14 protein-coding genes, 1 pseudogene and 1 riboswitch are annotated in these 16,473 nt (G+C 54.3%); of the genes and pseudogenes, 8 read left to right on the top strand and 7 right to left on the bottom strand.

Features of this window, described 5'->3' with window-relative positions; all coding sequences use genetic code 11:
- Nucleotides 1-266 (top strand): annotated as a pseudogene (locus ACJTMZ_RS15040) (cytochrome C biogenesis protein CcdA); the annotation flags it as partial.
- A gap of 54 nt (nucleotides 267-320) precedes the next feature.
- Here ACJTMZ_RS15040 and fbaB read toward each other — a convergent pair.
- Nucleotides 321-1,373 (bottom strand): class I fructose-bisphosphate aldolase, encoded by a 1,053-nt coding sequence (fbaB, locus tag ACJTMZ_RS15035; protein ID WP_015572352.1) that lies wholly within the window; start codon nucleotides 1,371-1,373, stop codon nucleotides 321-323.
- Between the two features lie 248 nt (nucleotides 1,374-1,621).
- On the opposite strand from fbaB, the gene ACJTMZ_RS15030 reads away from it, so the two are divergent.
- The 3 genes from ACJTMZ_RS15030 to ACJTMZ_RS15020 are packed head-to-tail and all read left to right on the top strand — an operon-like array spanning nucleotide 1,622 to nucleotide 4,850.
- On the top strand, nucleotides 1,622-2,899 hold the full coding sequence (locus ACJTMZ_RS15030) for a nucleoside permease (protein ID WP_003859236.1): 1,278 nt from the start codon (nucleotides 1,622-1,624) through the stop codon (nucleotides 2,897-2,899).
- A complete protein-coding gene (locus ACJTMZ_RS15025) occupies nucleotides 2,896-3,900 on the top strand; it encodes an ADP-ribosylglycohydrolase family protein (protein WP_015572351.1) in 1,005 nt (334 codons plus the stop codon). The genes ACJTMZ_RS15030 and ACJTMZ_RS15025 overlap by 4 nt, the downstream gene beginning before the upstream one ends.
- Nucleotides 3,897-4,850, top strand: coding sequence for a PfkB family carbohydrate kinase (locus tag ACJTMZ_RS15020; RefSeq protein ID WP_045141678.1), 954 nt, complete (start codon nucleotides 3,897-3,899; stop codon nucleotides 4,848-4,850). Before ACJTMZ_RS15025 ends, ACJTMZ_RS15020 begins: the two co-directional genes overlap by 4 nt.
- On the opposite strand, the gene ACJTMZ_RS15015 is transcribed toward ACJTMZ_RS15020, so the two are convergent.
- From ACJTMZ_RS15015 to thiM, 3 genes are read right to left on the bottom strand one after another with little or no spacing between them, the layout of a single operon-like run.
- Nucleotides 4,824-5,570: a GntR family transcriptional regulator gene (locus tag ACJTMZ_RS15015; RefSeq protein WP_003859242.1), complete on the bottom strand. Its 747-nt coding sequence runs from the start codon at nucleotides 5,568-5,570 to the stop codon at nucleotides 4,824-4,826. The genes ACJTMZ_RS15020 and ACJTMZ_RS15015 overlap by 27 nt on opposite strands.
- A gap of 42 nt (nucleotides 5,571-5,612) precedes the next feature.
- The gene (gene thiD / locus ACJTMZ_RS15010; protein WP_032669493.1) at nucleotides 5,613-6,413 is read right to left on the bottom strand and encodes a bifunctional hydroxymethylpyrimidine kinase/phosphomethylpyrimidine kinase; all 801 of its coding nucleotides are present in this window, start codon (nucleotides 6,411-6,413) and stop codon (nucleotides 5,613-5,615) included.
- Nucleotides 6,410-7,180, bottom strand: a complete 771-nt coding sequence (gene thiM, locus ACJTMZ_RS15005; RefSeq protein WP_017693063.1) for a hydroxyethylthiazole kinase — start codon at nucleotides 7,178-7,180, stop codon at nucleotides 6,410-6,412. The genes thiD and thiM overlap by 4 nt, the downstream gene beginning before the upstream one ends.
- Nucleotides 7,181-7,215: 35 nt before the next feature.
- A riboswitch (TPP riboswitch) is annotated at nucleotides 7,216-7,312 on the bottom strand.
- 932 nt (nucleotides 7,313-8,244) lie between these two features.
- On the opposite strand from thiM, the gene ACJTMZ_RS15000 reads away from it, so the two are divergent.
- The 4 genes from ACJTMZ_RS15000 (at nucleotide 8,245) to ACJTMZ_RS14985 (ending at nucleotide 12,235) form a co-directional block, all read left to right on the top strand.
- Nucleotides 8,245-8,433, top strand: coding sequence for a YadA-like family protein (locus ACJTMZ_RS15000; RefSeq protein ID WP_071842891.1), 189 nt, complete (start codon nucleotides 8,245-8,247; stop codon nucleotides 8,431-8,433).
- Between the two features lie 185 nt (nucleotides 8,434-8,618).
- Entirely contained in the window at nucleotides 8,619-9,062 is a 444-nt protein-coding gene (locus tag ACJTMZ_RS14995; RefSeq protein WP_023304098.1) for a hypothetical protein, read from the top strand.
- A 311-nt stretch (nucleotides 9,063-9,373) separates the two neighbouring features.
- On the top strand, nucleotides 9,374-10,750 hold the full coding sequence (locus tag ACJTMZ_RS14990) for a diaminobutyrate--2-oxoglutarate transaminase (RefSeq protein ID WP_015572345.1): 1,377 nt from the start codon (nucleotides 9,374-9,376) through the stop codon (nucleotides 10,748-10,750).
- A gap of 18 nt (nucleotides 10,751-10,768) precedes the next feature.
- Entirely contained in the window at nucleotides 10,769-12,235 is a 1,467-nt protein-coding gene (locus ACJTMZ_RS14985; RefSeq protein ID WP_023304100.1) for an aspartate aminotransferase family protein, read from the top strand.
- Between the two features lie 44 nt (nucleotides 12,236-12,279).
- Here the strand turns inward: ACJTMZ_RS14985 and ACJTMZ_RS14980 are convergent, their stop codons facing one another.
- The 3 genes from ACJTMZ_RS14980 to ACJTMZ_RS14970 are packed head-to-tail and all read right to left on the bottom strand — an operon-like array spanning nucleotide 12,280 to nucleotide 16,066.
- On the bottom strand, nucleotides 12,280-14,478 hold the full coding sequence (locus ACJTMZ_RS14980; RefSeq protein ID WP_048219772.1) for a polysaccharide biosynthesis tyrosine autokinase: 2,199 nt from the start codon (nucleotides 14,476-14,478) through the stop codon (nucleotides 12,280-12,282).
- The gene (locus tag ACJTMZ_RS14975; RefSeq protein ID WP_017383364.1) at nucleotides 14,478-14,927 is read right to left on the bottom strand and encodes a protein-tyrosine-phosphatase; all 450 of its coding nucleotides are present in this window, start codon (nucleotides 14,925-14,927) and stop codon (nucleotides 14,478-14,480) included. Before ACJTMZ_RS14975 ends, ACJTMZ_RS14980 begins: the two co-directional genes overlap by 1 nt.
- Nucleotides 14,927-16,066 carry a polysaccharide export protein gene (locus ACJTMZ_RS14970; protein WP_203435874.1) on the bottom strand — a complete coding sequence of 380 codons (1,140 nt, stop codon included), beginning with the start codon at nucleotides 16,064-16,066 and terminating at the stop codon, nucleotides 14,927-14,929. The genes ACJTMZ_RS14975 and ACJTMZ_RS14970 overlap by 1 nt, the downstream gene beginning before the upstream one ends.
- Nucleotides 16,067-16,473 lie beyond the last annotated feature (407 nt).

Raw genomic sequence — 16,473 nt, 5'->3', positions numbered from 1 at the left:
AGCCGCGGCACAAGGGGGCGGCGATTTCGGTGTATAACCTGTCAGCCGGTCTGTCTAACTTCCTTGCGCCGGCGATTGCCGTGGTGCTGCTGCCCTGGTTCAGCACGCTCGGCGTGGTCATCGCCTATACGGTGCTTTATCTGCTGGCTTTTGTTCTGTGTGCCTTTATCCGCGTCACGCAGCCGGGCTTAGAAAAAGCAAATAGCAGCAAGAGAGGGATGGCGGGTCTGCTGAATACTCCTCATCCTGAAACGCTGAAGGAGTAAGCGAGAGAACTTTCCTGCCGGGTCACGCTTATCCCGGCAGGAAGATGCGCGCGATTAGGCAATCGTCACTTTATTGTCCAGATAGACATCCTGAACCGCATTAATCAGCTTCACGCCGTCGGCCATGGATTTTTTAAACGCTTTGCGGCCCAGGATCAGCCCCATTCCGCCGGCGCGTTTGTTAATCACCGCCGTGCGCACCGCGTCGGTCAGATCGGTTTCACCGCCTGCTGCACCGCCGGAGTTAATCAGCCCGGCGCGGCCCATGTAGCAGTTAGCCAGCTGGTAGCGCACCAGATCGATAGGGTTGTCGCTGGTCAGCTTGCTGTAGACGCGGTCGTCGGTATAGCCAAAGTTCACCGCTTTATACCCGCCGTTATTCTCGGCCATTTTCTGTTTCACGATGTCCGCGCCGATGGTTGCCGCCAGGTGATTTGCCTGACCGGTCAGATCCGCTGATACGTGGTAATCCACGCCGTCTTTCTTAAACGCGTTGTTACGCAGATAGGCCCACAATACGGTCACCATCCCCAGCTCGTGCGCGCGCTCAAACGCGGCAGAGATCTCTTCTATCTGCCGACGCGACTGCTCAGAGCCAAAATAGATAGTCGCCCCGACCGCTACCGCACCCATGTTGAACGCCTGTTCGACGCTGGCGTACAGTGTCTGGTCGTATTCGGTTGGGTAGCTCAGGGTTTCGTTGTGATTCAGCTTGACGAGGAACGGAATGCGGTGAGCATAGCGGCGGGAAACGGAGGCCAGCACGCCATAGGTCGATGCCACACAGTTACAGCCCGCTTCAATCGCCAGCTCGACAATGTTTTTCGGGTCAAAGTAGAGCGGGTTAGCAGCAAACGACGCTCCCGCCGAGTGCTCTACGCCCTGGTCAACGGGCAGAATGGAGAGATACCCGGTCCCGCCCAGACGACCGGTATTGTAAAGCGTCTGCATGTTTCGCAGTACGGCAGGCGGACGGTTGTTGTCGACCATGACGCGGTCTACGTAATCATGGCCAGGCAGATAAAGCTGATCGGCTGGAATGGTCATACAACGATGCTGTAAAAGGCTGTCGGCGTCTTTGCCAAGCAGTTGCGCAATATCAGTCATAGTGATGCTCCCGTAAGTCCGACATGATGTCGGAGCGTGTGATCCAAGCCCACGTTTTTGCAGGCAGACTAAGCCTGGTACCGACTTAACCTATTTTCCACCATTTGCAACTTTTTTAAGCACAATCTGCTGGCTCGTTTCGTGTACAACATTTTTGTTACACTGATCAAACAATCGCCTTAAAGGTATTTAAAAGGTATTATCACATGGTATGTTACATGCGTACCTCTGACATGCAGGATTAAAAAATGAAAACGAAAGTCCAACTGTCATTCATGATGTTCGTTGAATGGTTTATCTGGGGCGCATGGTTTGTGCCGCTGTGGCTGTGGCTGAGTAAGAGCGGGTTTACCGCCGGGGAAATTGGCTGGTCGTACGCCTGTACCGCGATTGCCGCGATCCTCTCTCCCATCCTGGTCGGCTCGCTGACGGACCGTTTCTTCGCCGCCCAGAAAGTGCTGGCCGTGCTGATGTTCGCTGGCGCGATTCTGATGTATTTCGCAGCACAGCAAACCCAGTTCAGCACCTTCTTCCCGCTGCTGCTGGCCTACTCCCTGACCTATATGCCGACCATCGCGCTGACCAACAGCATCGCCTTCGCGAACGTCGATGACGTGGAGGCTGATTTCCCGCGCATCCGCGTGATGGGCACCATCGGCTGGATTGCCTCCGGCCTGGCGTGCGGCTTCCTGCCGCAGATGATGGGCTATAGCGACATCTCTGACACCAATATCCCGCTGCTGATGACCGCTGCCAGCTCCCTTCTGCTTGGCGTCTTCGCGCTGTTCCTGCCGAATACCCCGCCGAAGAGTACCGGCAAGCTGGATTTCAAAGTGATGCTGGGGCTGGATGCGCTGATCCTGCTGCGCGATAAAAACTTCCTGGTGTTCTTCTTCTGCTCGTTCCTGTTCGCCATGCCGCTGGCCTTCTACTATATCTTTGCCAACGGCTATCTCACCGAAGTGGGGATGAAAAACGCCACCGGCTGGATGACCCTCGGCCAGTTCTCTGAAATCTTCTTCATGCTCGCTCTGCCATTCTTTACCAAACGCTTTGGTATTAAGAAGGTCTTGCTGCTGGGCCTGATCACCGCCGCCATTCGCTACGGTTTCTTTGTTTACGGCGGCGCCGAGCAATACTTCACCTACGCCCTGCTGTTCCTCGGCATTCTGCTGCACGGCGTAAGCTATGACTTCTATTACGTCACCGCGTACATCTACGTGGATAAAAAAGCGCCCGTGCACATGCGCAACGCGGCGCAGGGCTTGATCACGCTGTGCTGTCAGGGCTTTGGTAGCCTGCTGGGTTACCGTCTCGGCGGCGTGATGATGGAAAAAATGTTCGCATATAAAGAGCCGGTGAATGGGCTGACCTTCAACTGGGCCGGAATGTGGACGTTTGGTGCAATCATGATTGTGGTGATTGCCGTGCTGTTTATGCTGTTTTTCCGCGAATCGGATAAAGAGATCACCGCAATTGAGGTGGTTGATGGCGATACCGCGCTGACACGAGGGGAAGTTAAATGAAACAAGACCGTATTCTCGGTGCTCTTTACGGGCAGGCGTTAGGGGATGCGATGGGGATGCCGTCGGAGCTGTGGCCGCGCAAGCGGGTGAAAGCGCACTTCGGCTGGATCGACCGTTTCTTACCCGGCCCGGCTGAGAATAATGCCGCCTGTTACTTTAAGCAGGCCGAATTTACGGATGATACGTCGATGGCGCTGTGCCTGGCCGACGCGATTATCGAATGCGACGGGGAAATTAACCCTGACGTTATCGGTAAGCATATTCTGGACTGGGCGCTGGATTTTGACGCGTTCAATAAGAATGTGCTCGGCCCGACCTCCAAAATTGCCCTGAACGCCATCCGTGACGGCAAGCCGGTGAGCCAGCTGGAAAACAACGGCGTTACCAACGGGGCGGCGATGCGCGCCTCCCCGCTGGGATGCCTCCTGCCAGCCACGCGTCTGGCGCACTTTGTGGAACAGGTTGCGTTAGCCTCCAGCCCGACCCATAAATCGGATCTCGCCATCGCCGGTGCGGTGGTGATCGCCTGGGCGGTTTCACGCGCTATCGACGGCGAACGCTGGCATCACATCGCCGATGCCCTGCCGGGTATTGCCCGTGCGGCGCAGGAGGCGAACACGACCACCTTCAGCGCATCGCTTTCCGCTCGTATTGAGCTGGCCCTGAAAACCGTGCGCGAAGCCAACGGTACCGAGTCCGCCAGCGAGCAGATCTATCAGCTTATTGGCGCGGGCACGAGCACCCTTGAGTCCGTTCCGGCGGCGATTGCGATGGTCGAACTCGCGGGTACCGATCCGAACCGCTGCGCGGTGTTATGCGCCAACCTGGGCGGTGATACTGACACTATCGGCGCGATGGCAACGGCCATCTGCGGCGCGCTGCACGGTGTACAGGCCATTGATCCGGCACTCAAAAACGAACTTGATGCCGTAAACCGGCTCGATTTCGGCCACTACTGCGAAAAACTGCTGCACTTCCGGGAGCAAAGGGAGGGCGTATGAGTGCTTTTGCCCGCCGTCTCGAAACCCTTCACGCCACGCGCCCCGTAACGGTACTCGGCGCGGCGGTTATCGACGTGATTGCCGACGCCTACGCCCTGCCCTGGCGCGGGTGTGATATCGAGCTGAAGCAACAGGGAGTGAATATTGGCGGCTGCGCGCTGAATATCGCCATCGCCCTGAAGCGGCTCGGCATTGCTGCGCAAAACGCCCTTCCCGTCGGCCACGGCGTGTGGGCCGATATTATCCGTAACGCCATGGCGAAGCAGGATCTGCACAGCGCCGTGGAAGCGGAAACGGGCGATAACGGCTGGTGCCTGGCGCTGGTGGAGCCTGACGGTGAACGGACCTTTATGTCGTTTAGCGGCGTGGAGAACCAGTGGCAGCAGCGCTGGCTGGACGGGTTAAGCGTGCCGGCAGGGAGCCTGATCTCTTTGTCCGGCTACCAGCTGGCGTCCCCCAGCGGTGAGCTGCTGACGGCCTGGCTGGAAAGTCTTCAGGATGCGACGCTCTTTATCGATTTCGGTCCGCGCATCGCGGATATTCCCGACCCGCTGATGGCGCGGATCATGGCCTGCAAACCGATCGTCTCGCTCAATCGTCAGGAGGCGGAACTTGCCGCCGAATGGCTTGGCGTAAACGTGGAACAGCTGGGCACACGGTGGCAGCAGAGGTTTGGCGCTGCGCTGATCGTACGCCATGATAAAGACGGGGCGGTCTGGTACGACGGTGACGCTTCCGGACACGTTCCGGCGTTTCCTGCTACCGTGGTCGATACCATCGGCGCGGGTGACAGCCATGCGGGAGGTACCCTTGCCGGGCTGGCCGCGGGATGGTCACTGCCAGAGGCGGTGCAGCTTGGCAATGCCGTAGCCGCCTGGGTAGTCAGCCATCGCGGTGGCGACTGCGCCCCCACGCGCGAGGTCCTACTCCTCGCACACAAAGACGTATAGGTCGCTGCGGCAGTAGCTGATGCTGTACTCAATTGGCCGGTGCTGTTGATCGAGCGCGACTTGCTTGATCACCAGCACCGGTATCTTATCGTCCATCTTGATATGTGCCTGAAACTCGCTGTCCGGCATCCGGGCGCTGACGCGGGAACGGGTGCGCTGCGGAAAGATATTCTGGCTGCGGAAGTAATCGTAAAGCGAGACGCCGATGTCGTCCGGATTGGGGATTAATCCTACCGGTACCCAGGACTCCTCTATTGATACCGCATCGTCATCCACGTAGCGGATGCGCTTAAGCAGAAATACATCGCTGTCCGGCGCAAGGGAAAGGTGGCGGGCGATCTCTTCCGGGCACTTCACGACGCGTTTATTAACCCACAGCGTGTTGGGCGTTTTGCCCCGCAGCACCACCTGCTGAGAAAACCCGCGCGCCTCTTTTAGCGAATATTCAAAGATATTGTTGATTTGCGTACCGTATCCACGCGCGCGGGTGACGACGCCGGCCTCTTCCAGCGCCTGCATCGCTTTACGCACCGTAATGCGCGACACACCGGCCAGCTGGCTCAGATCGCGCTCGCCCGGCAAAATATTACCGTGCGCGAGCACGCCGCTGCGTACCGCGTTTTTAACCGTTTCGGCAAATTTCAGGTACAACGGCGTGTTGTCCGGTGCGGCAATTCGTTCCTTGAGTTGAGCAATTAACCGGGTATGCGCTTGTTCCATCTCTGTTTTTCTCTGGCATAAGGTTTTATGCCAGTATACGGCTTACCACCATGCATGAAAATGGTGAACCGGCCCAATACCGTGACCCACTTCCAGAGAATCGGCTTTTGCCAGCGCGCACGAGAGCCAGATCTTCGCCTCCTGCACCGTATCCGCCCAGTTCGCGTTTCGGGGACGCAGCGCCGCCAGCGCCGCCGAGAGCGTACATCCCGTGCCGTGGGTGTTTTTGGTCTGTACCCGCGGGGCAGTGAAACGTTGCGCGCCATCGCGGGTGAAGAGCCAGTCCGGGCTTTCTGCATCATCAAGATGACCGCCTTTCATCAGCACCGCGCTGCATCCCATCGCCAGCAGCGCATTGCCCTGCTCTTTCATCTCACGTTCGTTTTGCGCGTGTGACGCATCCAGCAGCGCGGCGGCTTCAGGGAGGTTTGGCGTGATCAGCGCCACCTGCGGCAGCAGCTTTTTACGCAGGGTGTCGATGGCAGAGGCGGAGAGCAACGGATCGCCGCTTTTGGCCAGCATCACGGTATCGAGCACCACGTTTTTTATCTGATAACGTTTGAGACGTTCAGCGACCGCTTCAACAATGTCCGCCTCTGCAAGCATGCCGATTTTGGTGGTGTCGATGCGTACATCGCTGAATACCGAATCCAGCTGTGCGGCGACAAAATCCGGCTCAATACGATATACCGACTGTACACCGCGCGTGTTTTGCGCCACCAGCGCGGTGATAACCGAGCATCCGTAAGCGCCGAGCGCAGAGAAGGTTTTCAGGTCTGCCTGGATCCCCGCTCCGCCGCTGGGATCGGTTCCCGCAATAGTCAGGGCATTAATGCGTGTCATACCAGCTCCTCCAGCGCGTAAAGCGCATCCAGAAACGCCGGGGCAAAGCTGCCGGGGCCCCGGCTGTGAGTCAGTGCAGCTGACCCTGCGCGCTTCATAAAGCCGCAGGCTGCCGTCGCATTATCAAGCCTGTCGCCAGGCAGCGAACAGCAGGCGGCGACGACCGCCGAGAGCGCACAGCCTGTTCCCACCACGCGGGTCATCAGCGGGTCGCCGCCCGCGACTGTACGGGTTCGCTGACCATCAGTGATGTGATCCACTTCTCCTGTGACGACCACAACGGCGTGGGTCTGGCGGGCGAGCGTCTGCGCAGCGGTCAACGCGCTCGCCGCCGTATCGGTGGAATCAACCCCGCGCCCGCCCGCACTCATTCCGGCAAGGGCGAGGATTTCGGAGGCGTTTCCACGAATGGCCGCAGGTTTAAGGGACAATATTTGCTGGCAAAATCGGGTGCGGTATGCCAGCGCGCCAACCGCAACCGGATCCAGAACCCAGGGCGTACCCGCGGCTACCGCGCTCTCAATAGCCCGACGCATCGACTGGGCGCGCGGCGCGGTGAGTGTACCCACGTTGATGAGCAGGGCATCGGCAAGCGCGGCAAACTGTTCCGCTTCCTCGGCTTCGATCACCATTGCCGGGGAAGCACCCAGCGCGAGCAAAACGTTGGCGGTGAAGGTCTGCACGACATCGTTGGTCATACAGTGCGTGAGCGGGGAACGGGTTCGGAATTGATGTAAAACGTGTGAGTCTAGCAGGTCAGGCTGCATGATTTCGCTCCTGCCGTGCGTGAAGAAGCGATGACCGGGTAGGCATCTGACTTCCCTACGCTGGCATTATCCAGATCAGGTAATACGGGTATTTCTCAGCCTTCACAAAGAAGGGCACCCCGAGTCAAATTACTTATAAAACAGTTACTTACGAAATGGCAATTCGTAGTCATGTAGTGTAACCGGGGGGTAACCCGGGTGCAAGGGGTTTTGGGCTGTCCGTTAACCCCCTGTAACGAACAATAAACGACAAGATATTAACTACCCTTGATATGTATACATTATTGTTCAGTTAATTATCCCGCCAGATTTGTTAAGAACTCATGAAAAATATTATTCACTCGCTATGCTGAGAAATTTTATTTTTATCCATAATGACGCACCGGGAGTACTTTTATAAGACAGCCCATCTTCTTTCGTATGAAATAAACCCGTATATTAATGTAAACATTTATCTTGCATAATTTCATTCCTGTCAAACACTTAATTTAACCATCTCATTCACTACGTTATTCTCACCTTAATGCTTACATTAATAACAACCGCAACATGATTTTACGTCGTCGGAACTATTCATAATATTTATGACTTAGATCAAAATCATTGGTTTGCGTTTAATTGATAGTTTACTCGCGTTACTAAATAATATTTAGACAACGTTCAACCGTTTTTGAATCCCGAAAATAAATCTGTTCAGCTTCAGTATTTTTTCAACAGTTTATGATGTGAGCTTTTCAAATGAAATCTATGAATAAAACCTTTATTGCTATTTTTGTAATGGGCGTTGTCTTAGCGGGTACAACGAGCCTGGCTGAAGCCGCGAATACGGTTTGGGACGATCAGCAAATCACTAATATTGTAAATGACCATCAGGATCAGATTGCACAAAACAAAGCTGATAGCATTAACCGTGATATCGCAACGGATAACCGCTTAACGCAGGTTAATGACGACCTTCAGTCCACAAAACCAGGTGTGTTAGTCGTGGATAAAATGGCTAACGACGCACATCAGAAAGCGTTGCTTGCCGGTGCGCTTGCTGATGTGAGACGGCCCTACAGGGTGTGGCGACTAACGGCACAGATGGAGAGAAAGGTGATAAAGGCGATGCCGGCGCGACTTACAACAGCGAGAGCGCGCTTGCTGTCGGTGCGTCCGTTAACTTTAATTCCCATGTCATCACGAAAGTGAGCTTCTCAGATGATACCGCGAATAATATGGGCGCTTCGGTTGGGATTGGAATGGGCTTTTAACGCGTAAAATAATCATCGGGAAAAATAGAATGCCTCATTTTAGCGGATGGGCATTTTGTTAATACAAAAAGATGTCTAAATATATTTTTATTTCGGTAGCCCTGTATCTGATGCTGATTTCGGTCGGGATCTGGATCGGCGTGATGTATGTCTCATGGTATTTGTGTCGTTTTTAAGGCGATAAAATGAAAAAAGTAATGATGTTCGTTATAAGTACCACCGTGCTTGCAGGTTGTGTCTCGCCGGCGCACGCCATAAACGCCCATTATCGCGCTCAATTAGAGCGTTCGGGATGCACGCAAATGAGCGCTGGCGATGGCTCTTGTGATATCAGCAAAACCAAAGCGGAAAACGCGGCACAACACGAACCAGCGACATCCGTTCACGATCCCCTGCGTGAAGCCTCGTTCTCGTCGGACACGGTTAACGCCACGCTTTCTAACGGCTTTTTTAGCGCCACCGTTAACGGCAAGAAAGCCAGCGTTAAACGCCTGAATGCGAATTTCTATGAGATCCGTGGTAATGGTTTTGTGATATCGCTAAGCCTGGATGAAAACGGTATTACGGACGCGTCGTGGAATAAAACGAAGGGACGCGAACACGGTATTTTACGCGTTAGCCAGAAATAAACAGCGTAAGGAGGCTCACTGCCTCCTTTTCACCTGACAATCGCACGATTTGTCACACTCTTTTGTCTGATTTTACAATGCGGATAAATCATACGTAAGCTACTGTTTTTATTTAGCATAAAGTGCAATCTCCCCCATACAAACGGCGTTCTTCCCTGCCCTGTGCCCTGTGTCACAAAACAGTAAGCAAATTAACCATTGAGCCCGGTGACAAAAGGCTCTATATTGGCGGCGTTTTTTTCAGGCCCCATCTGTTTTTTAACTTTTTATTCAATCGTTGCTCATAACGAAGCGGCGGTTGTAGGAGTGATATGATGACGGATAAAGTCCGTATTGACACCGTAGATGCCCACAAAAGCAACGAAACCTATCTGGCCCGTCAGGCCGAATTTGAATCTAACGTCAGGAGTTATCCGCGCAAATTGCCTTTAGCGATTACGAAAGCAGAAGGCGTGTGGATCACCGATGCAGATAATAAAGAATACCTTGACTGTTTAGCAGGCGCAGGCACCCTCGCGCTTGGACACAATCATCCTGATGTGCTGAAAAGCATCCAAAATGTCATTACCAGCGGCTTGCCGTTACATACCCTGGATCTGACTACGCCGTTGAAAGACGCGTTTTCAGAATACCTGCTCTCTCTGTTGCCTGGTCAGGGCAAAGAGTACTGCCTGCAATTCACTGGCCCGTCCGGGGCTGATGCCGTTGAAGCGGCGCTGAAGCTAGCGAAAAAAGTGACCGGTCGTAGCGGTATCATCAGTTTCTCTGGTGGTTACCACGGTATGACCCACGGCGCACTGTCCGTCACCGGCAACCTGTCTCCGAAAGAAGCGGTTGACGGTATGATGCCAGAAGTCCAGTTCATGCCTTACCCACACGAGTACCGTTGCCCACTGGGTATCGGTGGTGAAGCGGGCGTGAAGGCGCTGACCTACTACTTCGAAAATCTGATTAACGACGTCGAAAGCGGCGTGCGTAAACCTGCCGCGGTGATCCTCGAAGCCGTTCAGGGTGAAGGTGGCGTGAACCCGGCGCCTGTTGAGTGGTTGCAGCGCATCCGTAAAGTCACTCAGGAACACGGTATCCTGCTGATCCTCGACGAAGTCCAGGCTGGCTTTGCCCGTACCGGTAAATTCTTTGCCTTCGAACACGCTGGCATTGAGCCAGACATCATCGTGATGTCTAAAGCAGTCGGTGGCGGTCTGCCGCTGGCCGTGCTCGGTATCAAAAAGCAGTTCGATGCATGGGCGCCAGGTCACCATACCGGTACTTTCCGCGGCAACCAGCTGGCGATGGCTACCGGTCTGACCACGCTGAAGATCCTGAAAGACCAGAACATCGCGGGCAAAGTAGCTGCACAGGGCGAATGGCTGAAAGGCCAGCTGAAAGAGATGGCGAAACGCTATCCGGTGATCGGCCACGTTCGCGGTCTGGGCATGATGATCGGTATTGAAATCGTTAAGCCACATGAAGCCGCCGATCACATGGGTTGCTTCCCGGGCGATGGCGAGCTGTCTGCACTGATCCAGAAGAAATGCTTCGAAGCCGGCCTGATTCTGGAGCGTGGCGGCCGTAACGGTATCGTTCTGCGTCTGCTGCCTTCTCTGCTGATCAGCGATGACGAGCTGAAAGTCTTCCTGGATAAATTCGAGCAGGCACTGCTTGCTGCGGGCGTTAGCCCGGCGTAACCGGAGTTGTTGAATACGATGTCTGATTCAAACCCAATTTTGTTCTCCTCTGCGCAGAGCATTGAAGCTTACCAGCAGGCGATTGAACAAAGCACTCAGGCTGTGATGCAGTGGCTGAAACAGCCTGAGATGTACCAGGGCAAAACGGTCGCGGAGCTGCGCGACCGTATTAAGCTGGATTTCAACCCGAAAGGGCTGGGCAACGAAGCGGCGATCGAACGCGCCGTGGAGTTCTTCCTGAAAGACAGTTTGTCCGTTCATCACCCGCAGTGTGTGGCGCACCTGCACTGCCCAAGCCTGGTGGTTAGCCAGGCGGCGGAAGTGCTGATCAACGCCACTAACCAGAGTATGGACTCCTGGGATCAAAGCCCGTCCGCAACCATCATTGAGATCAAACTGATCGAATGGCTGCGTACCCGCGTGGGTTATCAGGCTGGCGACGCAGGCGTCTTCACCAGCGGCGGCACCCAGAGTAACCTGATGGGGCTGATGCTGGCGCGTGACGCGTTCTTTGCGCGTCAGGGCCACTCGGTTCAGCAGGACGGTCTGACAGGCGATCTGCGTAAGATCCGCGTGCTGTGTTCGGAAAATGCCCACTTCTCCGTGCAGAAAAACATGGCGCTGATGGGTCTGGGCTACCAGTCCGTGGTGCAGGTGAAAACTGACGAATTCTCCCGCATGGATCTCACCGATCTGGCGGCGAAAATCGAACAGTGCAACGCGAACGGCGAGCAGATCCTGGCGATTGTGGCCACGGCCGGTACGACCGATGCGGGTGCTATCGATCCGCTGCGTGCTATTGCTGAGCTGGCTGCGAAACAGAATATCTGGGTGCACGTTGATGCGGCCTGGGGCGGCGCGCTGCTGATGTCTGAGCAGTATCGTCACTACCTGGACGGTATCGAGCTGGTGGATTCCGTCACCCTGGACTTCCACAAGCAGTTCTTCCAGACCATCAGCTGCGGTGCGTTCCTGCTGAAAGAAGCGCGTCACTATGAACTGATGCGCTATCAGGCGGCCTATCTGAACTCTGAGTTCGATGAAGAAGCGGGTGTACCTAACCTGGTCTCCAAATCTCTGCAAACCACGCGCCGTTTCGACGCGCTGAAACTGTGGATGAGCCTGGAAGCGCTGGGTCAGGAGCAATACGCGGCAATCATCGATCACGGCGTGACGCTGGCACAGCAGGTTGCGGCTTACGTGAAAGAGCAGTCTGCTCTGGAACTGGTGATGCAACCCCAGCTGGCAAGCGTGCTGTTCCGATTCCGTCCGCAGGCGCAGATGGATGACGCCGGTATTGCCCTGCTGAACCAGAAAATTGGCGATGCGCTGCTGGAGTCTGGCCGTGCAAACGTCGGTGTGACCGAGCATAACGGTATCACCTGCCTGAAGCTGACCCTGCTGAACCCAACCGTGACGCTGGAGGACGTAAAAATCCTGCTGTCTCTGGTTGAGCGTACCGCGCAGGAAGTGATGGCGAAGTAATGCTTATCCCTCTCCCACCCGGGAGAGGGATTGTTTTTCCCGCGCTAACGCCTTTCCCCTTTTTTCCTCGAAGCATAGCCGTATTCATACTGGCTGTACCCCGAGCTGTAATACAGCGCTGCGGATTTAACAATATCGTTGAGGATTGTGCCGCTGACCTTCACGCCAACGTGCTGTAACCGTTTAACGGTATTCTCCATCTCTTTCACGCTGGTTTTATCGAAACGGGCAACCATTAGCGTTGTTCCGGCTGCTCTGGCGACCAGCGCGGCATCGGTGACGGCCAGGACCGGCGGAGTATCAATGATGACAATGTCATATTGCTCGTTAACCCAGGACATGACGGAAAGGAATCGTTCGCTTAACAGCAATTCTAACGGGCGCAGGGGTTCCGGGCCGCAGGTGATGACGTCAATTCCCCCTTTTTCAGCATGCTGAATGACCTCCGCTAAGTCGCGTTTCCCTTCGAGCAGGCAGGACAATCCGTGGCGGTTCTCCAGACCAAAAATATTATGAACATAGCCCTGGCGCATATCCGCATCAATAAACAGCACCCGCTGACCGCTCTGCCCGGCGATGGCCGCCAGATTCGTCGCCACCAGCGTTTTTCCGCAGTCCTGCGTGGGGCCAGAAATCATCACAATGCGGTTCTCAGCCTCCATCATGGTGAAATGCAGACTGGTCCGCAGCCCGCGCACCGCTTCAACAAACATATCAGCAGGGCGATCGACGGGCAGGAAAGGCACATCCGAGGTTTTGTGTTTCCAGCGACGAGAAAACGGATTTTTTCTGCGCAACTGCGTTTTACTCCACAGCCACTGTGAACGTGGCAACGTAGCCAGAACCGGCATCCCCTGCGCTTCCAGCTGTTCGGAAAGCGTGATCCCACGTTTGAACGCCTGACGTACCAGCACGGTCCCCATTGAGAGCATTAGCCCGAACAGCGCGCCAAGAACGATGATTAACGCTTTACGCGGCTTTATCGGGTCCGGCAGCGTAACAGCCTCATCAATGATCCTCACGTTCCCGACAGCGCTGGAGCGGGAAATATTCAGCTCCTGCTGGCGCGTCAATAGCTGTAAATAAATCGTGCGACCCGACTCAACATCGCGGCTCAGGCGTAAAATCTCCTGCTGCGTGGAGGGCATAGCTGACACACGGTTATTGAGACGCTCCCGTTCCCGCTCAAGGGTCTGTCTCTTTTCATGCAATGCACGATAGGTAGGGTGACTTTTTTTAAAGAGCTGGGAGATCTCTGCCTCCCGGAACGTCAGCTCATTTAGCTGATTCTCAACGTTAACAACCTGATCCAGGACAGATTTTGCCTCCAGAGACAGGTCCACCGAGTCTCGCTGCGCCCGGTAGGCATTCAGCCGCGCTTCTGCCTGATCAAGGTCCGCGCTGATTTTCGGCAACTGCGCCTGTAAAAAATCCAGACTACGAGAATCCTGAGCCTCCTGGCGCGCGATATTTTGCTGGAGATAATTTTCAGCAATTGCATTCAGCACCCGGGCGATGCTGTCAGGGTCTTCGCCCGTCAGGGTTAAGGTAACGATACCGCTCTGTTTCTCCGATTCTGCAACCGTGAGACGCTTCTTAAGCGCGTTGATCGTCTCAAGCCGCGTCAACGACTTAAGCGAAAATTGCGTGCCTGGCTCAGCCTCAATCGACGTCACCAGCAGAACGATCCCTTGCGTAACCAGCGTTTTCCCAACCTGGCCGTCGGCCTCAATGTTTTCGCCCGTCAGGTGATATTTTCCCGCTTCCTGTACGGTCAGCGTGAGCTCTTGCGCTTTGCCTTCCACCTGCGGGATCTGGAGTTCGCCTAACGTGATTTTGCCCTGCTCACGCCCTTGCAGACGCTGCCAGAGACGCCCCACCACAGGCAAAACGCGCTGCTTTGCCTGCTGTGTCAGAGCTAATTTGTCAACGGTCTCGCCGAGGATCATGCGGGATTTCAGCAGTAAAATTTCAGGGGCAACATCCGGCGACACATCGGTGCCCAGCTGGCTCAAACCTTTGAGCAGGTTGTTATCGTGTTTGTTTTCAATTTGCACCATGGCATCCGCCTGATAAACAGGTGGCGCAATCCAGGCATAGAGACCGGCGCACATGATGAACAGGAACGTCACGCACAGAATCATCGTGCGGTGGTCGATCATCTCGACGAGCAAACGAACGAGATCGACTTCATGTTGTTGGGGTGCCGCTGCACCATAATTGTCTGTTGTGTAAGACGACATTAATGCTTCATTCCTTTCTGACCTAAACGACGTGCCCATTCCTGACTGGCTTTACCCAATAGCCCAAACACATATTCAAACGCTTCCCGGCTTTGACGGTAGGGATCGGGGATCTCCTGCGGCTCCAGCCATTGCCCAAAAAGCAGCGACTTTCCTCGAATCTCCGGCGCCATGGCCGCAATGAAGCGAAGATGTTCCGGCTCCATAACCAGGATAAGATCGGATCCCTGCATCAAATTGCGTGTCAGCCTGCGCGCCACATGACCGTCGAGGGAAATCCCATGCCGCCAGGCTACGTCCTGGGCGCTGTCATCCGCCGGGCACCCTTCAAGCCCGAATATGCCCGCCGAGGCGATATATCTGTCGGGCAGGTGCTGGCGCAAAAGCCGCTCCCCAATCGGAGAACGGCAGACATTTCCGGTGCAAACCACGAGTATTGATTTGAACATTATTGCGGCCACGATCTGATGTAACGAACCGTTTCGGTAAGGTCATGCATCCCGCTGATGGTCGGAACAAGCTGTGATATCACACGATTCCAGCGGGACAGTGGTGCAGTGGTGACATAGACAATGTCATAGGGCTCAAGCTGAAACTCGGTGCCTAACACCATGGCTGATGCGTCCTGAGCATTGAGCTGGTAGAGGTTGGCAATTTTTTCTGAACGCTCGCTTTTCGGCAGCGAACGAATGACAAAAATTCCGGTGGCATCGGCCATATTCTGGTTCAGCCCGCCGGCATTGCCCAGCGCTTCGGCCAGGGTCATGCCGCTGCGATCCATTTTCAGCGTGCTCTGTTTAACGACCTCGCCCATGACGAACACTTTCAGCGCATCGTTGCGGGGGACAAACAGAATATCGCCGGGATAGAGCAGCTTATTTTGCGTGAGATCGCCATGCTGCATCAGCGCATATAGCGAGAGGCGCGTGTCCTTCCCATTATGCGTCAGCACGACATTGCGCCAGTCCGCGTCGGCAGAGAGCCCCCCAGCGGCGTTCACGGCATCCATGACCGTTAACGGGATATTGGTAATAGCCTGCTGCCCTGACTTCACCACCTCGCCCGTCACATAGGCTTTTTGTGAGCGAAAAGAGGCGACGCTGACATCCACCTGCGGGCTTTCAATAACATTGTTCAGCCGGGCCGTGATCTCCTCGCGTACCCGTGCGACCGTTTTGCCAGCCACCGGCAATTTACCGACATAGGGATAGAAAAGCGTGCCGTCGGCATTGACCCAATTACCGGTGTCACTGGCGCTACGATACTGCCCTGCCGGGGTTGTCAGTTCAGGGTGATCCCAGACGGTGACGGTTAGAATATCCCCAACGCCGATACGGTATTCCCAGTTTTTGACCTGTTCATCCAGATTAGGATTTGCCTGAGATTTCAAAACCGATGGTCGCATTTTTTCAATTAACGAAGGCGTAAGAGGATAAACATCAATCCGTTTCTCAAGACGATCATTTGCATCTTCTGCGGCAATTATCTTTTTCCCAGCGAGATCGAGATGCTGGCCAGGGTAAAATACGCAGCCAGATAAGGAGGTAATAATTAAAAATAATATCGATACAACTGTTGTGTTTTTCATTTATTACATAATATCTTTTATAGTAGTGATTATCGTATACAGGATAAAACAGTAACATTTCACTCAAGCACAAGTTGCTGTTATTCAATGAATTAACAGAAACACAAAGAGTATTTATAAAACCACACGACATTCCTTTGGGCAGACTTTACAGCCCTGCATTGTCTTAATCAGGCTTTCGGAAAGAGGGTTTCAGGCAATCTTAAATGTTCTATTTGTTGAATGCATGCCTGAATCTTAGTAAATTTGCCTTGAAAATGTTTTTTCAGAATTAATTAATAAACCAATAATTATGTTATCTGTATAAGCTCATATTTATTCGTCGAAGTAATAATTAATGACGGTTGCGACTACACAAAACCGTGCACTTTTGTTACATTTTTTGCAAACTCACCCTGTGAGGATAC

Origin of the sequence: Enterobacter sp. DN (genome assembly GCF_046054285.1) — a bacterium.
In the GTDB taxonomy this organism is placed as follows: domain Bacteria; phylum Pseudomonadota; class Gammaproteobacteria; order Enterobacterales; family Enterobacteriaceae; genus Enterobacter; species Enterobacter hormaechei_C.
Note: the sequence above shows the minus strand (reverse complement) of the source record. Positions and strands in the feature narration are given on the sequence as shown.